Raw genomic sequence first — 19,950 nt, 5'->3', positions numbered from 1 at the left:
TTTCCCAATCACTTCCCCCAAAGTCTCTCCGCCAACATCCGATGGAAGTGATGCACACCTTTTTCCATCTGAGGAGAAAAGCGTCCGGACTGATACACCCGTGACTGCATGCCTTTGAACACTCCCTCGACGACAAACTCATCTTCCCGCTCGACCTTGTCCAAGGCTGACCCTGCACCGGTGTCGAGTTTGCTTTCGTCGTAGACGTAAGTCAGAAAACTGACCTTGGTCCGGTTGGGCGCGATGGGCTTCACGATATTGATCGAGCATCCCCAAGGGTAAAAGTTGAACATCATGTTGGGAAAAAGCCAGAAGTAATAGGCGCTGATCTGCTTGCCGTAGTCCTCGTGATCCGCAGGAAGATCAAAAACATGCTCCCCACCCGAGGAATGCCCGACTTGCAGGCTGGCATTCGGGTAGAGGATGGTCTCGTACTTGCCATAATCCAGGACGGCATTGAGGCTGTCGTGGACAAAGGGAATGTGGAAGCCCTCCAGGTAATTGTCGCAATACAGGGCCCAATGAGTGTTGACCAGGTAGTCTTTGTTGCGGCTTTTGTCCTCCCGAAATTGCTCCAAGGGCAAAAAGCCCACTTTGCGGTTCATCGCATCCAATACCGGCTGAAAATCCATCTCTTCGCTCAAAGCCGTAAACAACCAGGGTCCCAACTGAAGCAGAGGAAAACGGGTCAGGTCATCGGCTTTTCTGGGAAAATCCTTCGCCTCCTTAAACTGCGGCATGTGCTGAAATTCGCCTTGCAGGGAAAATCTCCGGCCATGGTACGCGCAGGTGATTTGCCTGGACTTGCTTGGGGCGTGGCAGAGGATGTTGCCCCGGTGGGTGCACACATTGGAAATACAGGACAGCTGCCCATCAGAATTAGTAAGCAGCATGGGTTCCTCCAAGCCAAACTCCAAGAAAGGAAAGGGATAAACCTGCTGAGGAAGGGAAACTCGGCTGCTGTCCCCGGCAAACTGCCAGGTTTTGGCAAAAACCTGCTCGATCAGCAGGTCAAAAACTTCCTGAGAGCGGTAAAAGGAAGAAGGCAGCGTCTCCGCCTGCGCAATGTCCGGATGGATCACGATGGGTTTCAAATATCTTTCTATCTTGATGCTTGGCTAAATTACTCTTTTTAACCCCAATCCCGCTTTTGAATCCCCCGGAAAATACACGATCGCTTGGCTTAGTCACTGTCATTTCCCTGGTAGCAGGCGGCATGATCGGTTCGGGTATCTTCACGCTTCCCTCGGTTTTGGCGCAGTTTGGCGGAATCAGCCTCCTTGGTTGGCTGGTAGCAGCCATAGGGGCTTGGATTTTGGCCTACGTGATGAGCGCACTGAGCAAGGTCATTCCCGAGACGGGCGGTTCCTATGCCTACACCAAAGCGGCCTTTGGAGAGTTGCCGGCCTTTGTGGTGGCCTGGGGATTTTGGCTGTCGATGTGGAGTACCAATGCAGCCATTGCACTGACCTTTTCGGGCTATTTCGGAGTCTTTTTCCCTGAAATCAGCCAATCTCCCTGGTTTTCGGTCACCGTGGCCCTGCTGGCGATTTGGGGATTGACCCTGCTCAACAGTCTCTCCATCCGGTCCTCCGGCAATCTGCAAGTAGTGACCACCCTACTGAAGGTCTTGCCTATTTTAGTGGTGGCCTTTGGGGGCATCCTCTTCATTGATCTTGACAATTTCATCCCCTTCAATACCTCCCAGGAATCTTCCATTCAGGCGATTACGACTTCCTCTGTCTTGTGCTTTTATGCATTTATGGGAATCGAGTCGGCGACCATTCCTGCGGAAAATATCAAGCAACCCGAAAAGACCATTTCCAAAGGCACCAAAATCGGGGTCGGACTGGTGATTTTTCTCTACCTGTTCAGTTCCTTTTCCCTTTTTGGAGTCCTTTCCCCTGCCGAAGTGGCACAAAGTCAGGCGCCGTTCAGCGACGCCGCCAACCTGATTTTTGGAATCAACACGGGTTATGCGGTGGCTGCGGGCGCTTGCCTGGCAAGTTTTGGTGCACTCAACGGCTGGATCCTCCTGCAGGGGCAAATCCCCTACTCCATGGCCAAAGATGGTCTGCTGCCCAGGGCCTTGGCCTATAAAAATCCCACAGGAGCACCGAGCGTTGGCGTGATCGTATCAAGCGTGATGATCACGATCCTCCTGCTGTTCAACCAAAGTAAAGGATTCAGCGGGCTGTATGAGTTTATGGTTTTGCTTACCACCACCACCTCCTTGGCCTTTTATTTTGGGGCGGTGCTTGCCTATGGGTACTTTTCGTTTACACGCCGTTTAGGATTTAAGCGGGATTGGAAAGCGATGGTGTACAGCTTTTTGGGCTTGAGCTTCACAGCTTGGATCTTTTTCGGTGCGGGTTGGGACTCGGTGATTCTGGGTGTGTTGGCTTTGCTTTTTGGGATTCCTGTTTTTTGGCTGAGCAAAAGGAATGGACATCGACAAGCTCGGTGACCGGTGACAAATGCTTCGACAGGCCCCACAATGGTTTAAGACATTAATCTTAGACCTGCCATTACTTCCAAATCCCCCCACCCCCTTGACAAGGGGGAGTCAGGCCAAAAGCACTTCAGTTGTTAAACTTCGCCTTAACAATAAGAAATGAGGACAGAGGTTCCTCTTGAGGCAACTCCCCCTTTTTTAAAGGGGGCAAGGGGGATTAAAAACCCACCATGGTTCAAGACTGAAGTCTTGAACCAGACTTTTCAATAACCAAGCTTTGCCACTGGTTTAATTGCCGGATAATCCTATTAACTTATCTAGATCAAAAATTATATCCCCTATGCGTTACCTTATTCCCGCCTTCCTCTGTTTTGGTTTACTCCTCACCGGTTGTGAAAATTCAAGTGATTCTTCCACAGTTCTGGATGAGGATACCCGAGCCTGGTGGGATCTGACCACCGAACTTTCCAGCGATGAAATGGAGGGCAGAGATACGGGTTCTCCGGGATTTGTCAAGGCGGCGGAAGTGGTTGCCAAAGCCTTTGCTGAAGCAGGGCTTCAGCCCTTGGGAGACCAAGGCAGTTGGTTCCAGGAGGTAGCGATGGAGGAAACGGAAATTACCCAGGCCTCGGTCACGGTTGGCGGTAGGGAGTTAAGGTTCTTGTACGATGTATACGCTTCACCAGGAAATGTTACTGAGTCCGTTGAGGCCCCGATGATTTACTGTGGCTATTGCGATTCTGCCAGTCTTGGGGAGGTAAAAAACAAACTGGTAATCTGCCACGGTACACGAAAAGAGGGCTTGCCTTCCGATGCAGACCGGATAAAAACCCTGACCGAAGCCGGTGCCTTGGGAATGATCCTTATTGCTGACCCGGGTTTTACGGTTGAACCCCCACGATGGCCCTTTGCCTACAGCCGCAGCGTAAGTCTGGCCGGTTCCACACCCACTCCACCTTCCCTTCTTAATTTCAGACTCAATGCGGATGCCCTAGGGAAAGTCTTGGAGGGAAGCGGGCAAAATGCAAACGAACTGATCGATTTGGGCAGTCAGGGCAATCCCCTTCCGACATTTGAGCTTACTGATTCATTCAAGGCGAGTTTCACCACCATGCAAAGAACTTTAAACTCCCCGAACATCCTTGCGCTCCTGCCGGGCACTGATCCAGCGCTAGCCAATCAGGCAATTGTGTTGACCGCTCACCTGGATGGATATGGGTATGGGGAGCCTGTGGACGGTGACAGTTTGTATAATGGTACCCTGGATGATGCGGCTTATGTAGCCCTTATCGTCCAACTGGCAAAAAGACAAAACGGGGAGGGATTTAAGCGGCCTTTGATTTTTGCAATTGTGACCGGTGAGGAAAAGGGATTGTTAGGTTCAAGATACTTGGTACAAAACCTTCCGGTTCCAAAAGAACACATTGCGGCAAATATCAATTTGGATCAGCTTCGGCCGATTTTTCCTTTGAATCTGATGACAGTTCATGCACTGGATGAGACGACCCTTGGTGACGATGCGGCTGCTGTGGCCGCTAGTATGCAGATCAAAGTTCAAAACGACCCCGAACCTGAACGGGGATTGATTCGTCGCTCTGACCATTGGAACTTTATCCAGGCCGGGATTCCGGCAATCAATTTTGTCTTTGGCTTTGAGCCGGGAAGTGAAAGCGAGCGAATCTACCGTCAGTGGTACCGTGAAGGGTATCACACTCCTAAAGATGACCTCCAGCAGAAGATCGACTGGGAAGCAGCGGCTAAGTTCAACCAGTTTTTTTACGGATTGGTCGAGCGGGTTGCAAGCAGTGCCCAAGCACCCGCCTGGAAACCCGGCAGCAAGTTGAGGCCTGAAGTACCTGCAAATTGAGGAAAGGGATCACGGAGGTTCAAGACTGAAGTCTTGAACCTGCCTTTTTACAGTCTTCTGACTGATTTTTTTGACCCAATTCAATAGACTTGAACCAACCTAGTTGGATACTTTGAAAAGGGCCGAAAACCAGAAGTTTTGTCCACTTCAGGTTTCCGGAATTCCAACAGCTCATCTTCAATTTCCCGGAGGCAATGTAAATTCGGAATCACCTGTTTTATTTCTCCTTATCTTGATTGGAAACCCATGAACCCCATTCCTATGAAATTTACCCATGCGATAGTCGCATTTGCCCTGCTGGCCTCCTCGGCCTGCACCGGACCCCAATCCACCGAAACCCAAGTCATCACCGAAGAAACCAAAGCACGCATTGACTCCACCCTCAAAGCTCTGGTGGACGAGGGCTTGGTGGCCGGTGCTTCTGCTCTCATCTTTGAGGATGGACAGGAAGCCTACTTTCATGCGACAGGTTTTGCGGATCGGGAAGCCCAGAAGCCAATGGATCGGAATACCCTGGCCATTATTTACTCCATGACCAAACCTATCACGGGAGTCGCATTGATGACCCTGTATGAAAAAGGGGCTTTTCAATTGGATGATCCTTTGGAAAAATATGCCCCTGAATTCGCCAACATGCAGGTTTTTGCCGGAATGGATTCGGTGACAGGTGAAATCAAGCTGGAGCCACTTGCCCGTCCGATTACCATTCGGGATATCACCCGACACACAGCAGGGTTTGCCATCAATCCAACTCAACCGGGATTAGGGGATCTGTTGAAAGCAGCAGATGCCGGAAATCCCCAAAACACCTTAGTTCAAATGGCGGAAAAAATGGGAAAAGTGCCACTGATGTTTCAGCCGGGCACCCAATGGGCCTATGGCCCTTCCGTAGATGTGCAGGCATTTTTGGTGGAGCGGATTTCAGGCAAACCGTATGGGGATTATGTCCGGGAAAATGTGTTGGATCCTTTGGGAATGAGCGAAACCCGGTATTTCGTTCCTGAATCGGATCAGGATCGCCTATCCGCAATTTACCGAAAGGAAGAAAACGGCACCTTGACCCAAGTTCCGGATTCGATTGCCCATGCTTTCAATACCCGGGAATGGCCCATGACTCCGGGAGGCTATGGCCTGACTTCCACCTTGGATGATTACATGAAATTTGCTCAGATGCTGGTCAATGGAGGTAGCTATAACGGAGTGACCATTCTCAAACCCGAGACGGTGCAGTTGATGACCACAAACCAACTCGAGGACAGCGTGACCGAGCGGATGTTTCTGCCATCCAAAGGCCAAGTGGGCTTTGGGATTGATTTTGCAGTTCGGGTAGCCCCTCCTGCTTCAGCCGAGGAAAACATGGGAGAAGTAGGGGAATTCTTTTGGGATGGAGCAGCAAGCACTCTGTTTTGGGTGGATCCCAAAAACAAGCTGACTGCGGTGTTATTTGTCCAGATCATGCCGTTTTCCGGGCAGGTTCACAAAAGATTCCGGGATGCGGTCTATGGGCCTTATCAAGAGCAGAAGTCGAAAAATTAAGGGGAATAAATACGAACAGTGGAAAGGTTCAAGACTTCAGTCTTGGACCTCACTTCTTGCAGTATCCTGACTGCATTGCACATCCTGCAGTCTGAAGACTGCATTTGGATAAGCACAAGTCTGAAGACTTGCGCTAATTGGGTCTTAGGACTTGCGCTAATTGGAACTTGAACAAAGCTAGAATTCCTAATCCCTCACTTTTTTATCCTCCGGAATTTGTGTAAGTATGGTCGATCAGCTTTTCCTGACCATTTCAATGTGCTCAATCCCGTCCTCGTCATAGGTCTCCCCTTCGGCGACAAAACCTAGGGATTCATAAAATCCCAAGGCGTAGGTTTGCGCACCGATTCGGATCGGTCCGGTCCCCAACAGTTGGTGGCAATAGAGAATGGACAATTCCATTAGTACTTTCCCCAATCCCGTCCCTCTAACGGAGGGGGCTGTAATGACCCTGCCGATTGCAACTTCCTCATACGACAACCCAGCCGGAACCAGTCGGCTGTAAGCCACGAGCCCATTCTCGGAAAACACCATGAGGTGATAACATTTCTGATCCTTGTCATCCATATCCTGGAATACACAGTTTTGTTCCACTACGAATACCTCAGATCTCAGTTTCAGTATTTCATAGAGTTCGTCCACGGTGAGTTCATGAAAGGCTTTGACGAGATGGGAAATAGTCATAGGGAGCTGATTTGATCGATTGAGAGTAAGTTGGGTGTTTAAAGGCCCCAATATTACTGGAAAGAGAGCATTGTTCAAGGGCGCTTTCTTGGTTCTGTGTCACGGTGGCCAAAAATTACTTTGCCTTATTCTGTTATTTCTTCCGGACAGTCTGAAATTACCAAACCAACGCTTCATTTCGCCAGAAGGTCCTACTTTTTCTTTTTCCACTACCCAATCCCTTAAAACCAACTAAATAAAATTTTATAAAGAGTTGGCATCATCCTCTCAAATTGACGTATGTTTGAAACTACTAGTCTAATTTTATTCTTATGATCCAAAGGAGAAAGATCTGCATTGTTTCAGGCCACTATCCTGATGGTGTAATGTTTGCCGAACTCACCCGGAATGTTTTAAAAGAGTACGCGGCGATGCATCAGTATGATTTGTATTATGATGCTGAAACTCCCGTACCCATGATTGTTTCTGAGTTGCATTTTAGACGGTGCTTGCTTTTAAAGAAAGCAAGAGAGGTTTTCCCCGATGCAGAATGGTACATCTGGCTGGACACCGATATTTACATCCAAGCCATGGATAAGCACATTGAAGAATTTATTGATCTGAGTGATCCGTCAATCCTTTACCATGTCTTCAATGAAAAACCTTACCATTTCCCTGTAAACACGGGAGTCAAACTGGTCCATCGGAATGCAATCCACTGGGAAGATGAAATCTATGCCCAGCGCGAGAATTGTCCCTTTCCCTATGAACAGAAAATAGTCATCGATTACATCCTTCCAAAGTATCGGGACAAGGTGATCGTCCATGATCCAGAAACCATGAATTGCCTTTATGGAACGCACGACCACAATGCCGCCTTATTTGTTCACGTTTGCGGCCGAAGCGAAGTAAACAGGAATTTGATCATTCTCCGTAACACCCGAAAACTGCTCAAAAACAAACCGGAGCTCCTCCAAAATCAATACTACCAGAACTTCTTGTCTTATTATACCAAGAATTTCTTGCTAAAAATTGTGCAGGCTGCCCAGCGATTGGTCAAGCGTTGAAAATTGGGTGTAAAAGTTAGAGGGATGGTTTTTCAACCTTTCCTATTCTGGATTTGGTGGAAAAAGTTCATCCCTTTTTACAAAAGCAATCCCATTAAAAAATCCACCACATCCATAAAGGGGATGTAAAACAACAACAAGCCCAAGAGCGGAATGACGGTGATCACCACACTGGCCACCATGGACCGCAAGTCAAAGGGCACTATTTTCATGTCTTTGACGCGTTGGTAACTGGTGCCGGCCATGTAACCCTCAGGCACGGAGATCTTGGAATTGGATTGAGTTTGAAAAATATACCTGTCCTCGAAATCCCTTTCCATCCATGCCCCGATGGTGTTGTATTCATGGATGGCCTTTAGACGTTCGGTCCGCATGATTCCCGAGAAAAATATTAGCGGCATAATGTTGATGATCAGACTGAGCACCAGAAAAGAAACCAGCAAGGGAATCTGCTGCTCCAGAGTATACTCCAAAAACAAGGTTCGCTCGATCAGCATCGACGCGAAAATCACTCCCAAAACCAAGGTGACACTTCCAAATACCAAGGGGCTTTCGCCCAAAAAAGCCAATCCTCCAGCCTTATCAGGATGGGAAGGATAGATTCTAAGGCCAATTTTGGACAGGGCAAAGATCACCCTTACCCAGAGAACCCATCTCCAAAGCCAGCGGAGAATCAGGAACTGTACGATGGGATAACTCACCAACATCGCCCAATAGCCTGCAAGGGAAAGACTCGCCTTTTTCTCAGCCAGAGGGAACATCCAAGAAGTGACATCAAAGGTATTCAGCGTCCATCGGAGTACAAGGTTGACTACGATGATGACCAAAATGATGATCTCAAAGCGTTTCTTTTTGGCCAATAACTCAAAGTGATGCAGTAGTTGATCAAAGTTTTTCAGCTTGCTTTCCGGGATCATGCCGTTTTTCCGGAACTGTAAAATGATGGCTTGAATTCGCTGATCCACATATTTTTCGGAAAGAATCAGCATCGGCAATGCAATCAGCAGACGGATGTGAACGGCCGGTTCATAGAAAAATGGAACTTCAACCTTTTCACCGAGCATCAAGCCTTCCATCAGCGTCAAGATCAGCAGGGGTAGGTAGGTCAGCGCTAAGAGAAAAATAATCTTGCGCAAGTCAGCGCGTTTTCGGCCGGTAAACCAAGCCGTTTTTTGAAGTAATTTTTCAAAAAGGCCAGTCTGAATAATCGAGAAATGGGGAATTGGATCCGTAGCCATAAGGAAAAACAGAGTTAACTGAATTTAGCAAGAAGAGATCTGTTGGGATCAATTGGTCAGAAGTTTACGGAGAGAATATGGAAATATTCCTGACGAAGATCAGGTGCCAGAAAAAATCCCAATCCGAGGTCAGCTTTTTTTATAAAGTCATTTAACACCAATAGTCGATCGGTTTTCTGAACCCAATAAAAGAGTTTGAAATTACCTTGAGTCCATTAATTCAGTTAATTTAAATAGGTATGGTTACTGATTGGGAAAGGATTTGAGGGATTTTCCTTTTTCCTAATCAAAAAAAATTAAAGTGGCTTTTCTAATTTCAATCCTTCGAGGCCTCAACCTTGTGTGGGAGTCAAAAAAAAAGCGCAGTAAAAACTGCGCTTCTTTGAAGAATAAAATACTCTTAAAGCGGAAGATTTACGATCACTGCATCAAGTACATGGACCACACCATTAGTTGCCTGTACATCTGTTCCGATAATCATGGATTCTCTGTTATTAAGGTCTATCAATTTAGGACCTGATACATCAACAGTCACGTCATCGCCTGAGAACATAGTAATGTCGCCATTAGACAGGTCAGAAGAATAAACTCTACCACCTGCAAACACATGGTATTTAAGGACACTCACCAAGCCTGATTGTCCAATAGCACCAACCAGCTCGTCCAAATTATCATATCCAAGCTCTTCCAAGAGGTCAAGGAATGCCTGATTGGTTGGAGCAAAGACGGTGATGTTGTTAGTAGTAGCAAGTGCCTCTCTAAGTCCTGCAGCATCAATAGCTGTTTTCAAAACACTAAAGTCGGTGTTGCTGTCGACCAATTGCATGATGTTTTTTGTAGGAGGAAATAAAACAGCGTCTATTCCGTGAATGACTCCATTTCTTGCTTGTTTGTCGACCATGATGATGTTTGCTTCATTGACTTTTGCTCCGCCAATGAGGCTGATCTCCACAGCGGCCCCATTTACAGTAGGAACAAATCCTTCAGTTAAATCTGTGGAAAATACTGAACCGGAAACCACGTGATATAGGAGAATATTTGCCAAACCTTCCACGTTTCCGATGTTGCCTGGATTCAAGCCCAAAGCAGCAAATGCAGCATCGTTTGGTGCAAAAACAGTCAGATCATTCCTGGAAAAGACAGAAGCCAATCCTGTCTTACCTAATGCAGCATTGAATGTAGCATAAGTGTTTCCCGCACTTTTACGGGCACCGACATCTATTCCCTGATCTCCATTTTCCATGGATTTAAGGACTTCAGGGATTGTGTTAAGTGAGGTTTTGTTAATCGGAGCAGTTTGCTCCTCCATCTCAGCGCAAGATGCGATTAACAAAATCAGCGAAAGGAATAATCCTCCTTTGTAGAATTGTTTGATTAAAGTAGTCATGGTATTTATGTTAATTGGTTAATTGTTTACAAACCAACTAACTAGCTACTTTTTGAAAGGTTTGAAACTCATAAAAAAATAATTCCAAACGAAAAAAATGAACTTGAAAAAAAGACTTTTCTCGGAATTAAAGCCCTTTTCCTGAAATAAACATCACCGTCTATTTGCTTTGGGGTTTCCAATAAGACTAGCCTATCGAATCCTCTAAGAGTGGAAGCTTTTCCGAGTCAATAAAAAAACCGTGAATGGAATCATTCGCGGTTTCAAGGTATTCAGCAAAGCAAATTTTCTCAGGCCAATGAGTCTTTCAGTAACTTTCCCGGTTTAAACCGAGGCAGTTTGGCTGCAGCGATTGTCATGGGATCTCCAGTTCTTGGATTGCGGCCACTCCGCTCCTTCCGTTCACTTACTTGGAAGGTCCCAAATCCCGGAAGCGTCACTTTATCCCCTTGCGACATGGCCACTTGGACAGCTTTGTGATAGGAGTTGATCACCTTGCTTACTGTCGCCTTTGAAAGCCCAGCCTCCTTTGCGACTACTTCAATTAATTCTGACTTGTTCATGGTGTTGAAAAATATGGTGTAAAGAAATTTAGGTAAAAAAGACAGGTTTACCAATGTACTTTGACCCAAAACTTCGCTCTGATGAAAATTTCAAAAACGGTTCAGGACAGTTTGCCAATCTGTTTTTTGTTACTTTCAAAAGCGCTGAATTCAGGTCTGTTTTCACTTGGGAAAAGTCTTGAATCCTCGTTCACCCCAAAGAATACCTGCTAGGCAGTCCTGAAACAAATAATCATTCATGAAATTTCCACTCCCCTTACTCAGTTTATTGGCTTGCCTTCTGGCTTCCTGTTCTTCCCAAAAAGAATGGTATAAGGGAAACCTGCACACCCATTCCTACTGGAGTGACGGGGACAATTATCCTGAAATGATCATGGACTGGTACAAAACCCAAGGATATGATTTTGCTGTACTATCCGATCACAATACGCTGCATACTGGTGAAAAGTGGAAACTGATTCCAAAATCTCCCATGCACGAACAGGCCTTTGAAAACTACCTGAAAAAGTATGGGGAGAATTGGGTGGAATCGCAGACCGATTCGGCTGGAAGACTGCATGTCCGGCTGAAAACACTCGAAGAATACCGATCGCTGTTTGAAGAAAAGGAAGAGTTCCTGATCATCCCTTCGGAAGAAATCAGTGCCAAATTTGAGAAGAAACCGCTCCACATGAACGTGACCAACGTTCAGAACTACATTGAGCCTGCCGAGGGAAATTCCGTATCAGAAGTCCTGCAGCGAAACATTGACTTGGTCAAAGAGCAGCGGGAAGAAACCGGACATCCGATGTTTTTGCATATCAACCATCCCAATTTTATCTGGGCAATTACTCCGGAAGATATGATGGCATTGGAAGGGGAACGCTTCTTTGAGGTGTACAACGGACATCCTGAGGTGAACAATTACGGTGATGAACTTCGGCCCAGTATGGAAGCTCTTTGGGACAAGGTGCAGGTGTCTTACCTCCAGAGTGGCAAGCCACTACTCTATGGTTTGGCAGTGGATGATGCACACAATTACCATGTTTTTGGAGGAAAAGAAAGCAATCCCGGCAGAGGTTGGGTGGAAGTTTTGGCGAAATCGCTCAGTCCAAAGGACTTAATTGAAGCCATGGAGGCAGGTGATTTTTATGCCAGTACAGGCGTGGTTTTGAAGGAGATAAAATTTGACGGGAAGAGTTTGAAAGTCACAGTAAACCCGGAGACTGGTGTTACTTACACCATTCGATTTTTTGGAACGAAAAAATCCAATCCCAATGCGGCAGGTGTTTTATTGCTGGAAACACAAGGAACCGATGGCTCCTACACCCTCCGGGATGATGACCTTTATGTCCGGGCTAAGGTGGTTTCCTCCAAATCCAAAGAAAACCCCTATCGCCCAGGAGATATGGAGGAAGCTTGGATTCAGCCGGTGGTCAGAAAATGACAGACGCTCCTTTTTTTACGAAAGTTAAACTGGCAAAAATCTAATCCCTTACTCCAACAATTCTTACTTTACAAATAGTGGAGGATGCTTTTCCTCAAAATCAGTGGCTTGCTGAAAAGACCGCGCAAAGGCCAAAATACTTCCTTCGTCATATAAATTGCCAAGCAAAGTAAAGCTGGTTGGCCTTCCTTTTTTGTCGAAACCATTAGGAACACTGATTGCCGGATGCCCTGTCAGGTTTGTTATTAACAACTGCCTTCCTTTGTCCGAAGGAGCAATAATCACCTCATAGTCTTTGAAAAGCCGATGGATGGATTCAATGAGAAGTTGGCGCTGCCGATTTGCCTGAAGGTATTCCACAGCAGGTATAAATCTGGATTGGCGAAGTGAATTTGCCCGGGAAGATTTTCCCTGCTCCGTCATAAGGTCCACCCTTCCGGACCGCACCAATTCATCAAAAAATGCCCCTGCCTCAGCCCTAAGAATAATGTCAAACACGTCGTAGGGAAACCCACTTGGCAATTCAATCGGAGTGGGATCCACACCCATCGATTTCAAAACCTCCAATGTTGATCGAATATTGGCACCCGAGGCAGTCGTATCGCTGTCGATGTCTTTTTTAAGGTAGGCAACTTTCATTTCTGAAAGAGACTTTTTCACCTGATTGAAGGGAACATCGTTAGTACTCGGATCTGCCGGATCTTTTCCATAGAGCGAGTTGAAGACAATTTCACAATCTTCGGCAGACCTGGCAAGAGGGCCGATTTTATCCATGGACCAACTCAGGCTCATCACTCCCTGACGACTGATTCTCCCATAAGTTGGTCTGAGACCGGTAATACCGGTTCTTGAGGCAGGTGCGGTAATGGAACCCAGAGTTTCTGTCCCGATGGCAAAGGCAACCAAACCGGCAGAGGTGGCTGCACCCGAACCCGCCGAAGAACCGCTCGCTCCTTGACTTAAGTCCCAGGGATTTTTGGTCTTACCACCAAACCAAACGTCACCACGGGCCAATTCACCGGAAACCAATTTTCCTACCAATACTGCCCCCTGCTCTTCCAATTTTCTAACCACCCATGCGTCTGCATCAATGACTTGGTCTTTATAAGGGGCTGTTCCCCAAGTGGTGGGATAGCCTTTCACTGCCATCAAATCCTTAATTCCGTAAGGAATACCATGCAGAATACCTTTGTAATTGCCGGCGGCAATATCCTGATCCGCCTGCTTTGCCTGCTTTAGTGCCAATTCCTCCGTAAGGGTGATGACGCTCTGAAGCTTTCCATCGTACCGTTTGATCCGGTCGATATACATTCGGGTAAGCGCCTCAGAAGTGATTTTGCGTTGCTGGATCAGGGATGCCAACTGAGGGATGGTGTAAAAAGCCACTTCCTCCAAATCGGAAGGAAGGCTGACTTCCATAGGAATCAGAAAGTCGGGGTTTTCCCGTTTTTCAGGAAATTGAAAACCGATGGGATGAGGATTAAATTGTACCGCAGGAAAAGTCTCATAAGGAATTGGATACTTACGCAAGCTGTCTAGCCCGGCTTTATTTTCCTGGAGGTAAGCATACATGGTGTCGATTCTGTCCTTTTCAAATTCCAGCCCGATCAGTTTTTGGCTGTGCCTGATGTCCTTTTTTGTAAATCCGGATTCTTTTGATTTGCAGGAAATGAGGACTGAGAAAATGACTAAGAAGGTAATTGAGGAGGTATATTTCACAGGGAGTGGTTTATTCAGAAAAGTTAAAATATTTCGAAGCGGATTAGGGTTAACCCTTTTCAAGATAAAGGAAAACCCAAGAATTGGAAAAACCGAAAGTGGAAAGGTCCAAGAAAAATAGAATCCCAATTGGGATCGGATGTCCTAAGAGGGTGAATCCAAGGGGCCTCCATGAACTTAATTGCTAAAAAACTTGAATTACCCTTTCCTCAGTAAGAGGTAGTTTCTAAACTTTCATTTTGTACAACTCAACCGAAACAAGGAATTGACAATATTCAACCCAATTTTTTACCTTGAAAGGCATACTCAGCTCCAGCCATGCGTCCCCACGATCAGTTGCTTGCCTACATACGTGTTTTGATCCCCACCAGTCAGGAAGAATTTGACCAATTCAAGGATCGATTTGAAGTTCAACGGTTGAAACGGAATGAGTATCTCCTACGGGCCGGGGAAGTTTGTCAATTCAATTATTTTGTGATCCAGGGGTCTTTTCGGATGTATCATATCAACACAGACGGACAGGAGCTTACCCGGTATTTTGCTTTTGAAAACAAGTTTGGGACAAACCTGACCAGTCTCATCGAAGGAAGTCCCTCTCAGGAAAATTTACAGGCGATGGAGCCTCTGGAAGTGCTACGAATCTCCAAAACCGATTTTTTCCAGTTGGTCGAATCGGTGCCCCAGATTAATAAAATCTACCTCAACATCCTTCAAAATGCCTATATCACCTCTCAAAAGCGGATTTATGATCTTCAGGGAATGTCAGCTCTGGAAAGGCTAAAATGGCTGCTTTCCCAAAATCCCGGAATCCTCAACCGACTTCCAAGCAGACTGATTGCATCCTATTTGGGAGTGACTCCATTTACCCTGAGCAGATTGAAAGCCGACCTTTAGATCAAAAGTCTTGCGCTAGCGCAAGAGTCCTGGAATTCTAAAATCCTACCTTTGATTCCATTAAACAGGAAACAAATGCAGATTTTCAGAGTGATTTCAAAAAATTGCTTTTTACCCACTTTCGTGATTTTCTCCCTGCTTGTTACCGTTTCAGGTAAAGCCCAAGAACAGGTAAACCCCGCTCCACCCAAAACAGTAAGTATGAGCCCTCCCATTCCGCTGGAGCTTTTCTTCGGTCATGAGCAGCTCAATTTCCAGTTGATTGTCAAGAAGAAATTCTCTCCAACCAGTAAGTTTGACTTATTGGCCATTTCCATCTTTTCGGAAAATTGGGACAAGGAAAATAAAATGGGGAATTCGGTGGTGATCCCGTTCCAGTTCAACTACAACATCGGAAAAAAGGGCTTCGCTGTGGCCGCAGGTGGAGAAGGGAATTCTGTTACGGGATTTAGCCCTCAGCTTGGCGTTGAGCATAGTTTTGCCAACCGAAAGGTGTTGGCCATCACAGTTGTCAATTACCTGATCAATGAAGAGCAGGATTTGAAACTTTTTGGACTTTATGAATTCAAACCTCCGATCAATGAATCTTGGTCTTTATACACCCGTGTTCAGTTTGTATACAACTACAGCCTGGCTGAAAATCACCACAACAGGAGTTTCCTTTACCTGAGAGCTGGAGTGAAAAGAGGGCCACTTGGGTTTGGATTGGGAGCCAACTGGGATCAATATGGTCCGAACCGAATCGCCAAAGACAATTTTGGAGTATTTACCCGATGGGAATTTTAAGCATTAAAAAAGGGTGAAATCATCTTTTTCACCCTTTTTCCTAACAACCAAGATCAATCCTTAGATTTTCATCAAGTCCAATTGGACAATTTAAACCGGAAACAGAATAGGGCTATTGTGCCAAATAACCCCCATCAATCGGATAATAAGAACCTGTCACAAAAGATGATTTTTGGGAGCTCAGCCAAAGAATGAGTTCGGCAACTTCTTCTGCTCTTCCCAGGCGCCCAATTGGGTGAAGTGTTTCTACTTGTTTTAAAGTAGCATCGTCGAGCGCATTGGTTAGCAGCGGCGTCAGAATGTATCCCGGCCCAATGGAATTGACCCGGATATTTTTGGGTGCATATTCCAGTGCAGTGGCTTTGGTCAGACCTACTACTCCGTGCTTTGCTGCCACATAAGCCGGAGAAAAACGAGTGCCGGCCATACCCAAAATTGAGGCGATGTTAACGATGGCACCACCACCATTTTTCTCCATGGCGGGGAGCTGGTAATGCATTCCATAAAATACCCCGGAAAGATTGACGTCAATGACTTTTTGCCATCCTTCCAACGGGTAATCACCCGTCATCCCCATTGGACCTCCGATCCCGGCATTATTGACTGCGATATCCAATTTGCCAAAATGATCCACTGCGGCTTTTACCAAGGCTTCATTTTCCGAGGGGCTTGAGGTATCAGCTTTGAAGAAAATAGCCGATCCACCTTGAGATTTTATTTCAGCCACTACGGAATTCCCATGTTCTTCCTGAATGTCAGAGACAACCACTTTAGCACCTTCTTTTGCAAAAAGCAGAGCAGCAGCTTTTCCAATTCCCGATCCTGAACCGGTGATGATGGCAACTTTATTTTCGAGTGATTTCATAGTGTTTATTGGGTTTATTTTTTGAAAAGGGAAAAGAACACTCCCCCTTAATCTTCACGGAAATGACCGGTCCTAGGACTGAATTTTCAAGGTTATTTCACTGATTATGACCAAAATCATGTGTTTCCTCTCTGGTTTCTTGGTCAAGGTTGAATTTTTAAGGCTGTACATTTTCTACTTCATCTCATTAGCCAATTTACACTAAGAATCTTATCTTGAAATGCAATAAATTCCATCTACAACTTATCTGAAATCCTAAACCAACTCACCATGAAATTCAATCCAACGCTCCTATTGGCCTTTTCTCTTTCTGTCCTGATTTCTTGCAGTTCCCGTCAGGACAGTCAATCCGACAATCGCTTCAGCGAGGAACGAACGCTCGATGGGGTCTCTCGGCTTAAAATTAGCGGTGTATTCAACTTGACTATCACACAGTCTGACCAAGAATCTCTGACCATAGACGGAAGTCCGGAATTAGCTGAAAAACTGAAAGTCACTCAAGAAGGCGACTTACTGATATTGGAACTTGAAGAATTCAATTCAGGCCTTTTTGGCGACAATGAACTAAAAGTTAATCTATCCATCTCAGACCTTCAGGAATTTGAGTTTGAAGGGGTGGGAAACATTAAAACGACTGAAAATTTCAAGGTGGAAAACATCCTCATCAAAGGAGATGGAATAGGTAATCTGGCCTTGGACTTGGACGCTAAAGAGATTGATGCAGAATTGAATATGATGGGAAACATGAGTCTACGTGGAAAAGCTGACCACATGAAGCTAAGAAATGAAGGCATCGGAAATATTGATGCCTCCGGTTTGATTACTCAAAAACTGGATTTGGTCAGTTCAGGAATCGGCAAGGTGGATGTACACTGCGAAGGGGAACTCTCAATCGAGGTAAACGGAATAGGAAAAGTAGGCTACACCGGAAACCCCACTGTGATTAAAGAGGAAGTCAACGGAATTGGCAAGGTAGAACGAAATTGATACCTGATTAGCTCAATTGGCCAAAGGTCAGCAAGGTGTGATTGGGATCCAGAAGGGCAAATTCTTTCGTGCCCCAAGGCTTGTTTTCCAAAGCGCCGTTTGGATGAATTGCAACCCCTCTTTTCAGATAATCCGCATACAAATCCTCAATTCCTGATTGCAAACGGATATACACCTGAGCATAACTGGTCAGAGGATCCAAATCACGAAAACTAAAAAAGTGCAATTCGGATAATCCTTTTTTCATGATCAGGTAATCCGGATATCGGCTTTGGGTAGAAAACTCAAGCTGAGTTTCAAAATAAATCCGGGTTTCCTCAAGATTTCTTGCTGGGAGTTTAGGAACGATTTGAAAAGGAATATCCATGAATAAAATGGTTAATAGCTGGGCTTAAGTTCTGAAAAAGAATGCTGGAAAACAGGTTGAACGGGAGTAATTCAAATAGCCATTAACAAGTTAAACTGACTTACTTGGAGATTATTTTGTTTTCTCCACTTTTCAAGTGATTTTCGGGTGATGTCCACACCCAACCCGCTTGACTCTATCCGGCTGAATTTCTCTCAAGGAGATTTACTTTTGCTCAACTTGGCCTTGGCCCTGATCATGTACGGAGTGGCATTGGATCTCAGGTGGGAAGACTTCAGGTACCTCATCAAAAATCCTAAAGGGTTTTTCTTAGGTGTTTTTTCCCAATTTGTAGCTCTTCCATTTCTGACCTGGGTGCTTATTTCCTTGGTTCAGCCTCCCCCCAGTGTGGCCTTAGGGATGTTTTTGGTCGCGGCATGTCCAGGTGGCAACGTCTCCAACTTTCTGACTAATTTCGCCAAAGGAAACACTGCTCTATCTGTTAGTTTGACTGCATTTTCAAGCGTCTTGGCCATTGTGGTGACTCCACTGAATTTTGCGCTTTGGGCAGGGTTTTACGAACCGACTTCCCTCCTGCTTCGGGAAATAAGTCTGGACATTCAGGAAGTCTTTTTTACGGTTGGGATCATCTTGGGCATTCCGTTGATTTTAGGAATCATCACCCATCACAAGGCTCCAAAATTTGCGGAAAAGGCATCTAAAGTCCTTAAACCGCTTAGCATCTTGATTTTTGCAGCCTTTGTTGTGTTGGCTTTTGCAGGCAACTTTGAGCTGTTTCTCAAGTATATCGGAGTCATTTTCCTTTGGGTATTGGCCCACAACTTCATTGCACTTGCTGCAGGTTTTTTAACAGGAAAGCTGGGAGGGCTTCCATTGGCAGATGTGAAGACCATAACCATTGAAACAGGAATTCAGAATTCCGGCTTGGGGCTCGTTTTGATTTTCACTTACTTTGAAGGCCTCGGCGGGATGGCTATCATTACTGCTTGGTGGGGCATTTGGCATCTGATTTCAGGAATGACCGTTGCCAGCCTTTGGAAATTAAAAAAATGAAAGACCTTTTTAACGCCATTCTCCGACTGCTCGTAAAAGTTGCGCTGCATGGCTACTTCAAAAAAATCATTGTCGAAGGCAAAGAAAACCTCCCCAAAAACCGTCCGGTAATTTTGGTGGCCAACCATCAGAATGCCTTGATTGACCCCCTGCTTTTAGCTACACATACCCGATTAAATCCCTGGTTTTTGACCAGAGCTGCAGTTTTTGTCAATCCTTTTATTTCCAAAGTCCTCCATTACATCCGGATGCTCCCGGTGTATCGGGTACGGGATGGATTTTCCACCATCCAGCAAAACCAACAGACCTTTGACGAAACCTTTGAAGTGCTCCGCAAAAACGGAACAGTGGTGATCTTTGCTGAAGGCAGCCACAGTCTCGTGAGAAATCTGAGACCTTTGAGCAAAGGCTTTACCCGGATGGCCTTTGGACTGAAAGAAAAATATCCGGAACTGGAGCCTGTTATTCTGCCTGTTGGACTTGGATTCAGTGCGCACATGCGGTCAGGAAGTACCGTTAGGATAACATTTGGGAAAATCATCCCAGTGGATATGCCTCCCGGGCAATCCGGAAAACTGACCAAGGCGGTAGAAAGCGCCCTGAAATCCCTGATTGTGGATATTCCAGATGAAAACTACCCCGAAACCCTCCAAAAATTGATAGATAATGATGTGGACCTCACTTCTAAAGTTGAGGTGGAGACTTTTTTGGAAACCGGCCAAGTGCAGAATCCGATAGGACCAATTAACGGCCTGGGAAATAAATTGATGAAGATTTTTCATTTCCCGCTGTATTGGCTGTGGCTTTGGAAAAAGTCTTCTGTCCAGGATGAGGTATTCAGTTCCACCTGGAAATTTTTGATTGGATTTGGATTGGCCATTCCTTACTATTTCTTTTTGCTTTGGCTCACGATGGATACGGCAATTGGCAGTTGGGGCTTGACATTCTTGATCTTAGCCTGGATCACACTTTGGAAAAATCAGAATCCTCAGGAATAGGCAGCTGTTTGGCTCAAAGCTTACTCAGGTTTTAAACTTAGGCTATAGCTTTTACCTGAAGACATCCGTATAACCTGTG

General features: G+C 45.8%; 18 protein-coding genes. 10 read left to right on the top strand and 8 right to left on the bottom strand.

The annotated features are described in order from the left end of the window. Positions 1 to 8: 8 nt before the first annotated feature. Positions 9 to 1,082 carry an aromatic ring-hydroxylating oxygenase subunit alpha gene (locus tag D0X99_RS13870; protein ID WP_199708099.1) on the bottom strand — a complete coding sequence of 358 codons (1,074 nt, stop codon included), beginning with the start codon at positions 1,080 to 1,082 and terminating at the stop codon, positions 9 to 11. A 68-nt stretch (positions 1,083 to 1,150) separates the two neighbouring features. Here D0X99_RS13870 and D0X99_RS13865 point away from each other — a divergent pair, with 68 nt between their 5' ends. The 3 genes from D0X99_RS13865 to D0X99_RS13855 all read left to right on the top strand — a co-directional run bounded on the left by D0X99_RS13865 (position 1,151) and on the right by D0X99_RS13855 (position 5,858). After that, positions 1,151 to 2,467 (top strand): APC family permease, encoded by a 1,317-nt coding sequence (locus D0X99_RS13865; RefSeq protein WP_119478420.1) that lies wholly within the window; start codon positions 1,151 to 1,153, stop codon positions 2,465 to 2,467. Positions 2,468 to 2,795: 328 nt separating this feature from the next. Beyond that, complete coding sequence (locus tag D0X99_RS13860; protein ID WP_119478419.1) at positions 2,796 to 4,322, top strand: M28 family peptidase; 1,527 nt, start codon at positions 2,796 to 2,798, stop codon at positions 4,320 to 4,322. A 261-nt stretch (positions 4,323 to 4,583) separates the two neighbouring features. Further along, positions 4,584 to 5,858 (top strand): serine hydrolase domain-containing protein, encoded by a 1,275-nt coding sequence (locus D0X99_RS13855; protein ID WP_119478462.1) that lies wholly within the window; start codon positions 4,584 to 4,586, stop codon positions 5,856 to 5,858. Positions 5,859 to 6,092: 234 nt separating this feature from the next. Here D0X99_RS13855 and D0X99_RS13850 read toward each other — a convergent pair whose 3' ends face one another. After that, positions 6,093 to 6,542 carry a GNAT family N-acetyltransferase gene (locus D0X99_RS13850; RefSeq protein WP_119478461.1) on the bottom strand — a complete coding sequence of 150 codons (450 nt, stop codon included), beginning with the start codon at positions 6,540 to 6,542 and terminating at the stop codon, positions 6,093 to 6,095. Positions 6,543 to 6,853: 311 nt separating this feature from the next. On the opposite strand from D0X99_RS13850, the gene D0X99_RS13845 reads away from it, so the two are divergent. Further along, entirely contained in the window at positions 6,854 to 7,588 is a 735-nt protein-coding gene (locus D0X99_RS13845) for a glycosyltransferase family protein (protein WP_119478418.1), read from the top strand. A 77-nt stretch (positions 7,589 to 7,665) separates the two neighbouring features. On the opposite strand, the gene D0X99_RS13840 is transcribed toward D0X99_RS13845, so the two are convergent. The 3 genes from D0X99_RS13840 to D0X99_RS13830 all read right to left on the bottom strand — a co-directional run bounded on the left by D0X99_RS13840 (position 7,666) and on the right by D0X99_RS13830 (position 10,776). Then, the gene (locus D0X99_RS13840) at positions 7,666 to 8,826 is read right to left on the bottom strand and encodes a hypothetical protein (RefSeq protein ID WP_119478417.1); all 1,161 of its coding nucleotides are present in this window, start codon (positions 8,824 to 8,826) and stop codon (positions 7,666 to 7,668) included. A 400-nt stretch (positions 8,827 to 9,226) separates the two neighbouring features. Continuing rightward, on the bottom strand, positions 9,227 to 10,213 hold the full coding sequence (locus tag D0X99_RS13835; protein ID WP_119478416.1) for a fasciclin domain-containing protein: 987 nt from the start codon (positions 10,211 to 10,213) through the stop codon (positions 9,227 to 9,229). Between the two features lie 290 nt (positions 10,214 to 10,503). Beyond that, positions 10,504 to 10,776 (bottom strand): HU family DNA-binding protein, encoded by a 273-nt coding sequence (locus D0X99_RS13830; protein ID WP_119478460.1) that lies wholly within the window; start codon positions 10,774 to 10,776, stop codon positions 10,504 to 10,506. Between the two features lie 238 nt (positions 10,777 to 11,014). Between D0X99_RS13830 and D0X99_RS13825 the strand changes: the two genes are divergently transcribed. Then, a complete protein-coding gene (locus tag D0X99_RS13825) occupies positions 11,015 to 12,202 on the top strand; it encodes a CehA/McbA family metallohydrolase domain-containing protein (RefSeq protein WP_119478415.1) in 1,188 nt (395 codons plus the stop codon). Between the two features lie 63 nt (positions 12,203 to 12,265). On the opposite strand, the gene D0X99_RS13820 is transcribed toward D0X99_RS13825, so the two are convergent. Further along, positions 12,266 to 13,921 carry an amidase gene (locus D0X99_RS13820; protein WP_119478459.1) on the bottom strand — a complete coding sequence of 552 codons (1,656 nt, stop codon included), beginning with the start codon at positions 13,919 to 13,921 and terminating at the stop codon, positions 12,266 to 12,268. Positions 13,922 to 14,239: 318 nt separating this feature from the next. Here D0X99_RS13820 and D0X99_RS13815 point away from each other — a divergent pair, with 318 nt between their 5' ends. Then, on the top strand, positions 14,240 to 14,815 hold the full coding sequence (locus D0X99_RS13815; RefSeq protein WP_119478414.1) for a Crp/Fnr family transcriptional regulator: 576 nt from the start codon (positions 14,240 to 14,242) through the stop codon (positions 14,813 to 14,815). Between the two features lie 75 nt (positions 14,816 to 14,890). Beyond that, positions 14,891 to 15,601, top strand: a complete 711-nt coding sequence (locus D0X99_RS13810; protein WP_119478413.1) for a hypothetical protein — start codon at positions 14,891 to 14,893, stop codon at positions 15,599 to 15,601. Positions 15,602 to 15,713: 112 nt separating this feature from the next. Here D0X99_RS13810 and D0X99_RS13805 read toward each other — a convergent pair whose 3' ends face one another. Continuing rightward, positions 15,714 to 16,466 carry an SDR family NAD(P)-dependent oxidoreductase gene (locus tag D0X99_RS13805; RefSeq protein WP_119478412.1) on the bottom strand — a complete coding sequence of 251 codons (753 nt, stop codon included), beginning with the start codon at positions 16,464 to 16,466 and terminating at the stop codon, positions 15,714 to 15,716. A gap of 270 nt (positions 16,467 to 16,736) precedes the next feature. Here D0X99_RS13805 and D0X99_RS13800 point away from each other — a divergent pair, with 270 nt between their 5' ends. After that, positions 16,737 to 17,453 carry a head GIN domain-containing protein gene (locus tag D0X99_RS13800; RefSeq protein ID WP_119478411.1) on the top strand — a complete coding sequence of 239 codons (717 nt, stop codon included), beginning with the start codon at positions 16,737 to 16,739 and terminating at the stop codon, positions 17,451 to 17,453. Between the two features lie 7 nt (positions 17,454 to 17,460). Here D0X99_RS13800 and D0X99_RS13795 read toward each other — a convergent pair whose 3' ends face one another. After that, positions 17,461 to 17,820, bottom strand: coding sequence for a bleomycin resistance protein (locus D0X99_RS13795; RefSeq protein ID WP_233553723.1), 360 nt, complete (start codon positions 17,818 to 17,820; stop codon positions 17,461 to 17,463). Positions 17,821 to 17,970: 150 nt separating this feature from the next. On the opposite strand from D0X99_RS13795, the gene D0X99_RS13790 reads away from it, so the two are divergent. Then, complete coding sequence (locus tag D0X99_RS13790) at positions 17,971 to 18,873, top strand: bile acid:sodium symporter family protein (protein ID WP_119478410.1); 903 nt, start codon at positions 17,971 to 17,973, stop codon at positions 18,871 to 18,873. Continuing rightward, positions 18,870 to 19,871, top strand: coding sequence for a 1-acyl-sn-glycerol-3-phosphate acyltransferase (locus tag D0X99_RS13785; RefSeq protein WP_119478457.1), 1,002 nt, complete (start codon positions 18,870 to 18,872; stop codon positions 19,869 to 19,871). Before D0X99_RS13790 ends, D0X99_RS13785 begins: the two co-directional genes overlap by 4 nt. The last annotated feature ends 79 nt before the right edge of the window (positions 19,872 to 19,950 follow it).

Source organism: Algoriphagus lacus, from assembly GCF_003583985.1.
In the GTDB taxonomy this organism is placed as follows: Bacteria; Bacteroidota; Bacteroidia; order Cytophagales; family Cyclobacteriaceae; genus Algoriphagus; species Algoriphagus lacus.
This window is presented reverse-complemented; position numbering and strand designations above follow the sequence as displayed.

Excerpts from the sequence above, each read along its gene's own strand:
- D0X99_RS13860 (WP_119478419.1), top strand. The coding sequence starts at position 2,796 with ATGCGTTACCTTATTCCCGCCTTCCTCTGTTTTGGTTTACTCCTCACC.
- D0X99_RS13855 (WP_119478462.1), top strand. The coding sequence starts at position 4,584 with ATGAAATTTACCCATGCGATAGTCGCATTTGCCCTGCTGGCCTCCTCG.
- D0X99_RS13850 (WP_119478461.1), bottom strand. The coding sequence starts at position 6,542 with ATGACTATTTCCCATCTCGTCAAAGCCTTTCATGAACTCACCGTGGAC.
- D0X99_RS13845 (WP_119478418.1), top strand. The coding sequence starts at position 6,854 with ATGATCCAAAGGAGAAAGATCTGCATTGTTTCAGGCCACTATCCTGAT.
- D0X99_RS13840 (WP_119478417.1), bottom strand. The coding sequence starts at position 8,826 with ATGGCTACGGATCCAATTCCCCATTTCTCGATTATTCAGACTGGCCTT.
- D0X99_RS13835 (WP_119478416.1), bottom strand. The coding sequence starts at position 10,213 with ATGACTACTTTAATCAAACAATTCTACAAAGGAGGATTATTCCTTTCG.
- D0X99_RS13830 (WP_119478460.1), bottom strand. The coding sequence starts at position 10,776 with ATGAACAAGTCAGAATTAATTGAAGTAGTCGCAAAGGAGGCTGGGCTT.
- D0X99_RS13825 (WP_119478415.1), top strand. The coding sequence starts at position 11,015 with ATGAAATTTCCACTCCCCTTACTCAGTTTATTGGCTTGCCTTCTGGCT.
- D0X99_RS13815 (WP_119478414.1), top strand. The coding sequence starts at position 14,240 with ATGCGTCCCCACGATCAGTTGCTTGCCTACATACGTGTTTTGATCCCC.
- D0X99_RS13810 (WP_119478413.1), top strand. The coding sequence starts at position 14,891 with ATGCAGATTTTCAGAGTGATTTCAAAAAATTGCTTTTTACCCACTTTC.
- D0X99_RS13805 (WP_119478412.1), bottom strand. The coding sequence starts at position 16,466 with ATGAAATCACTCGAAAATAAAGTTGCCATCATCACCGGTTCAGGATCG.
- D0X99_RS13800 (WP_119478411.1), top strand. The coding sequence starts at position 16,737 with ATGAAATTCAATCCAACGCTCCTATTGGCCTTTTCTCTTTCTGTCCTG.
- D0X99_RS13795 (WP_233553723.1), bottom strand. The coding sequence starts at position 17,820 with ATGGATATTCCTTTTCAAATCGTTCCTAAACTCCCAGCAAGAAATCTT.
- D0X99_RS13790 (WP_119478410.1), top strand. The coding sequence starts at position 17,971 with ATGTCCACACCCAACCCGCTTGACTCTATCCGGCTGAATTTCTCTCAA.
- D0X99_RS13785 (WP_119478457.1), top strand. The coding sequence starts at position 18,870 with ATGAAAGACCTTTTTAACGCCATTCTCCGACTGCTCGTAAAAGTTGCG.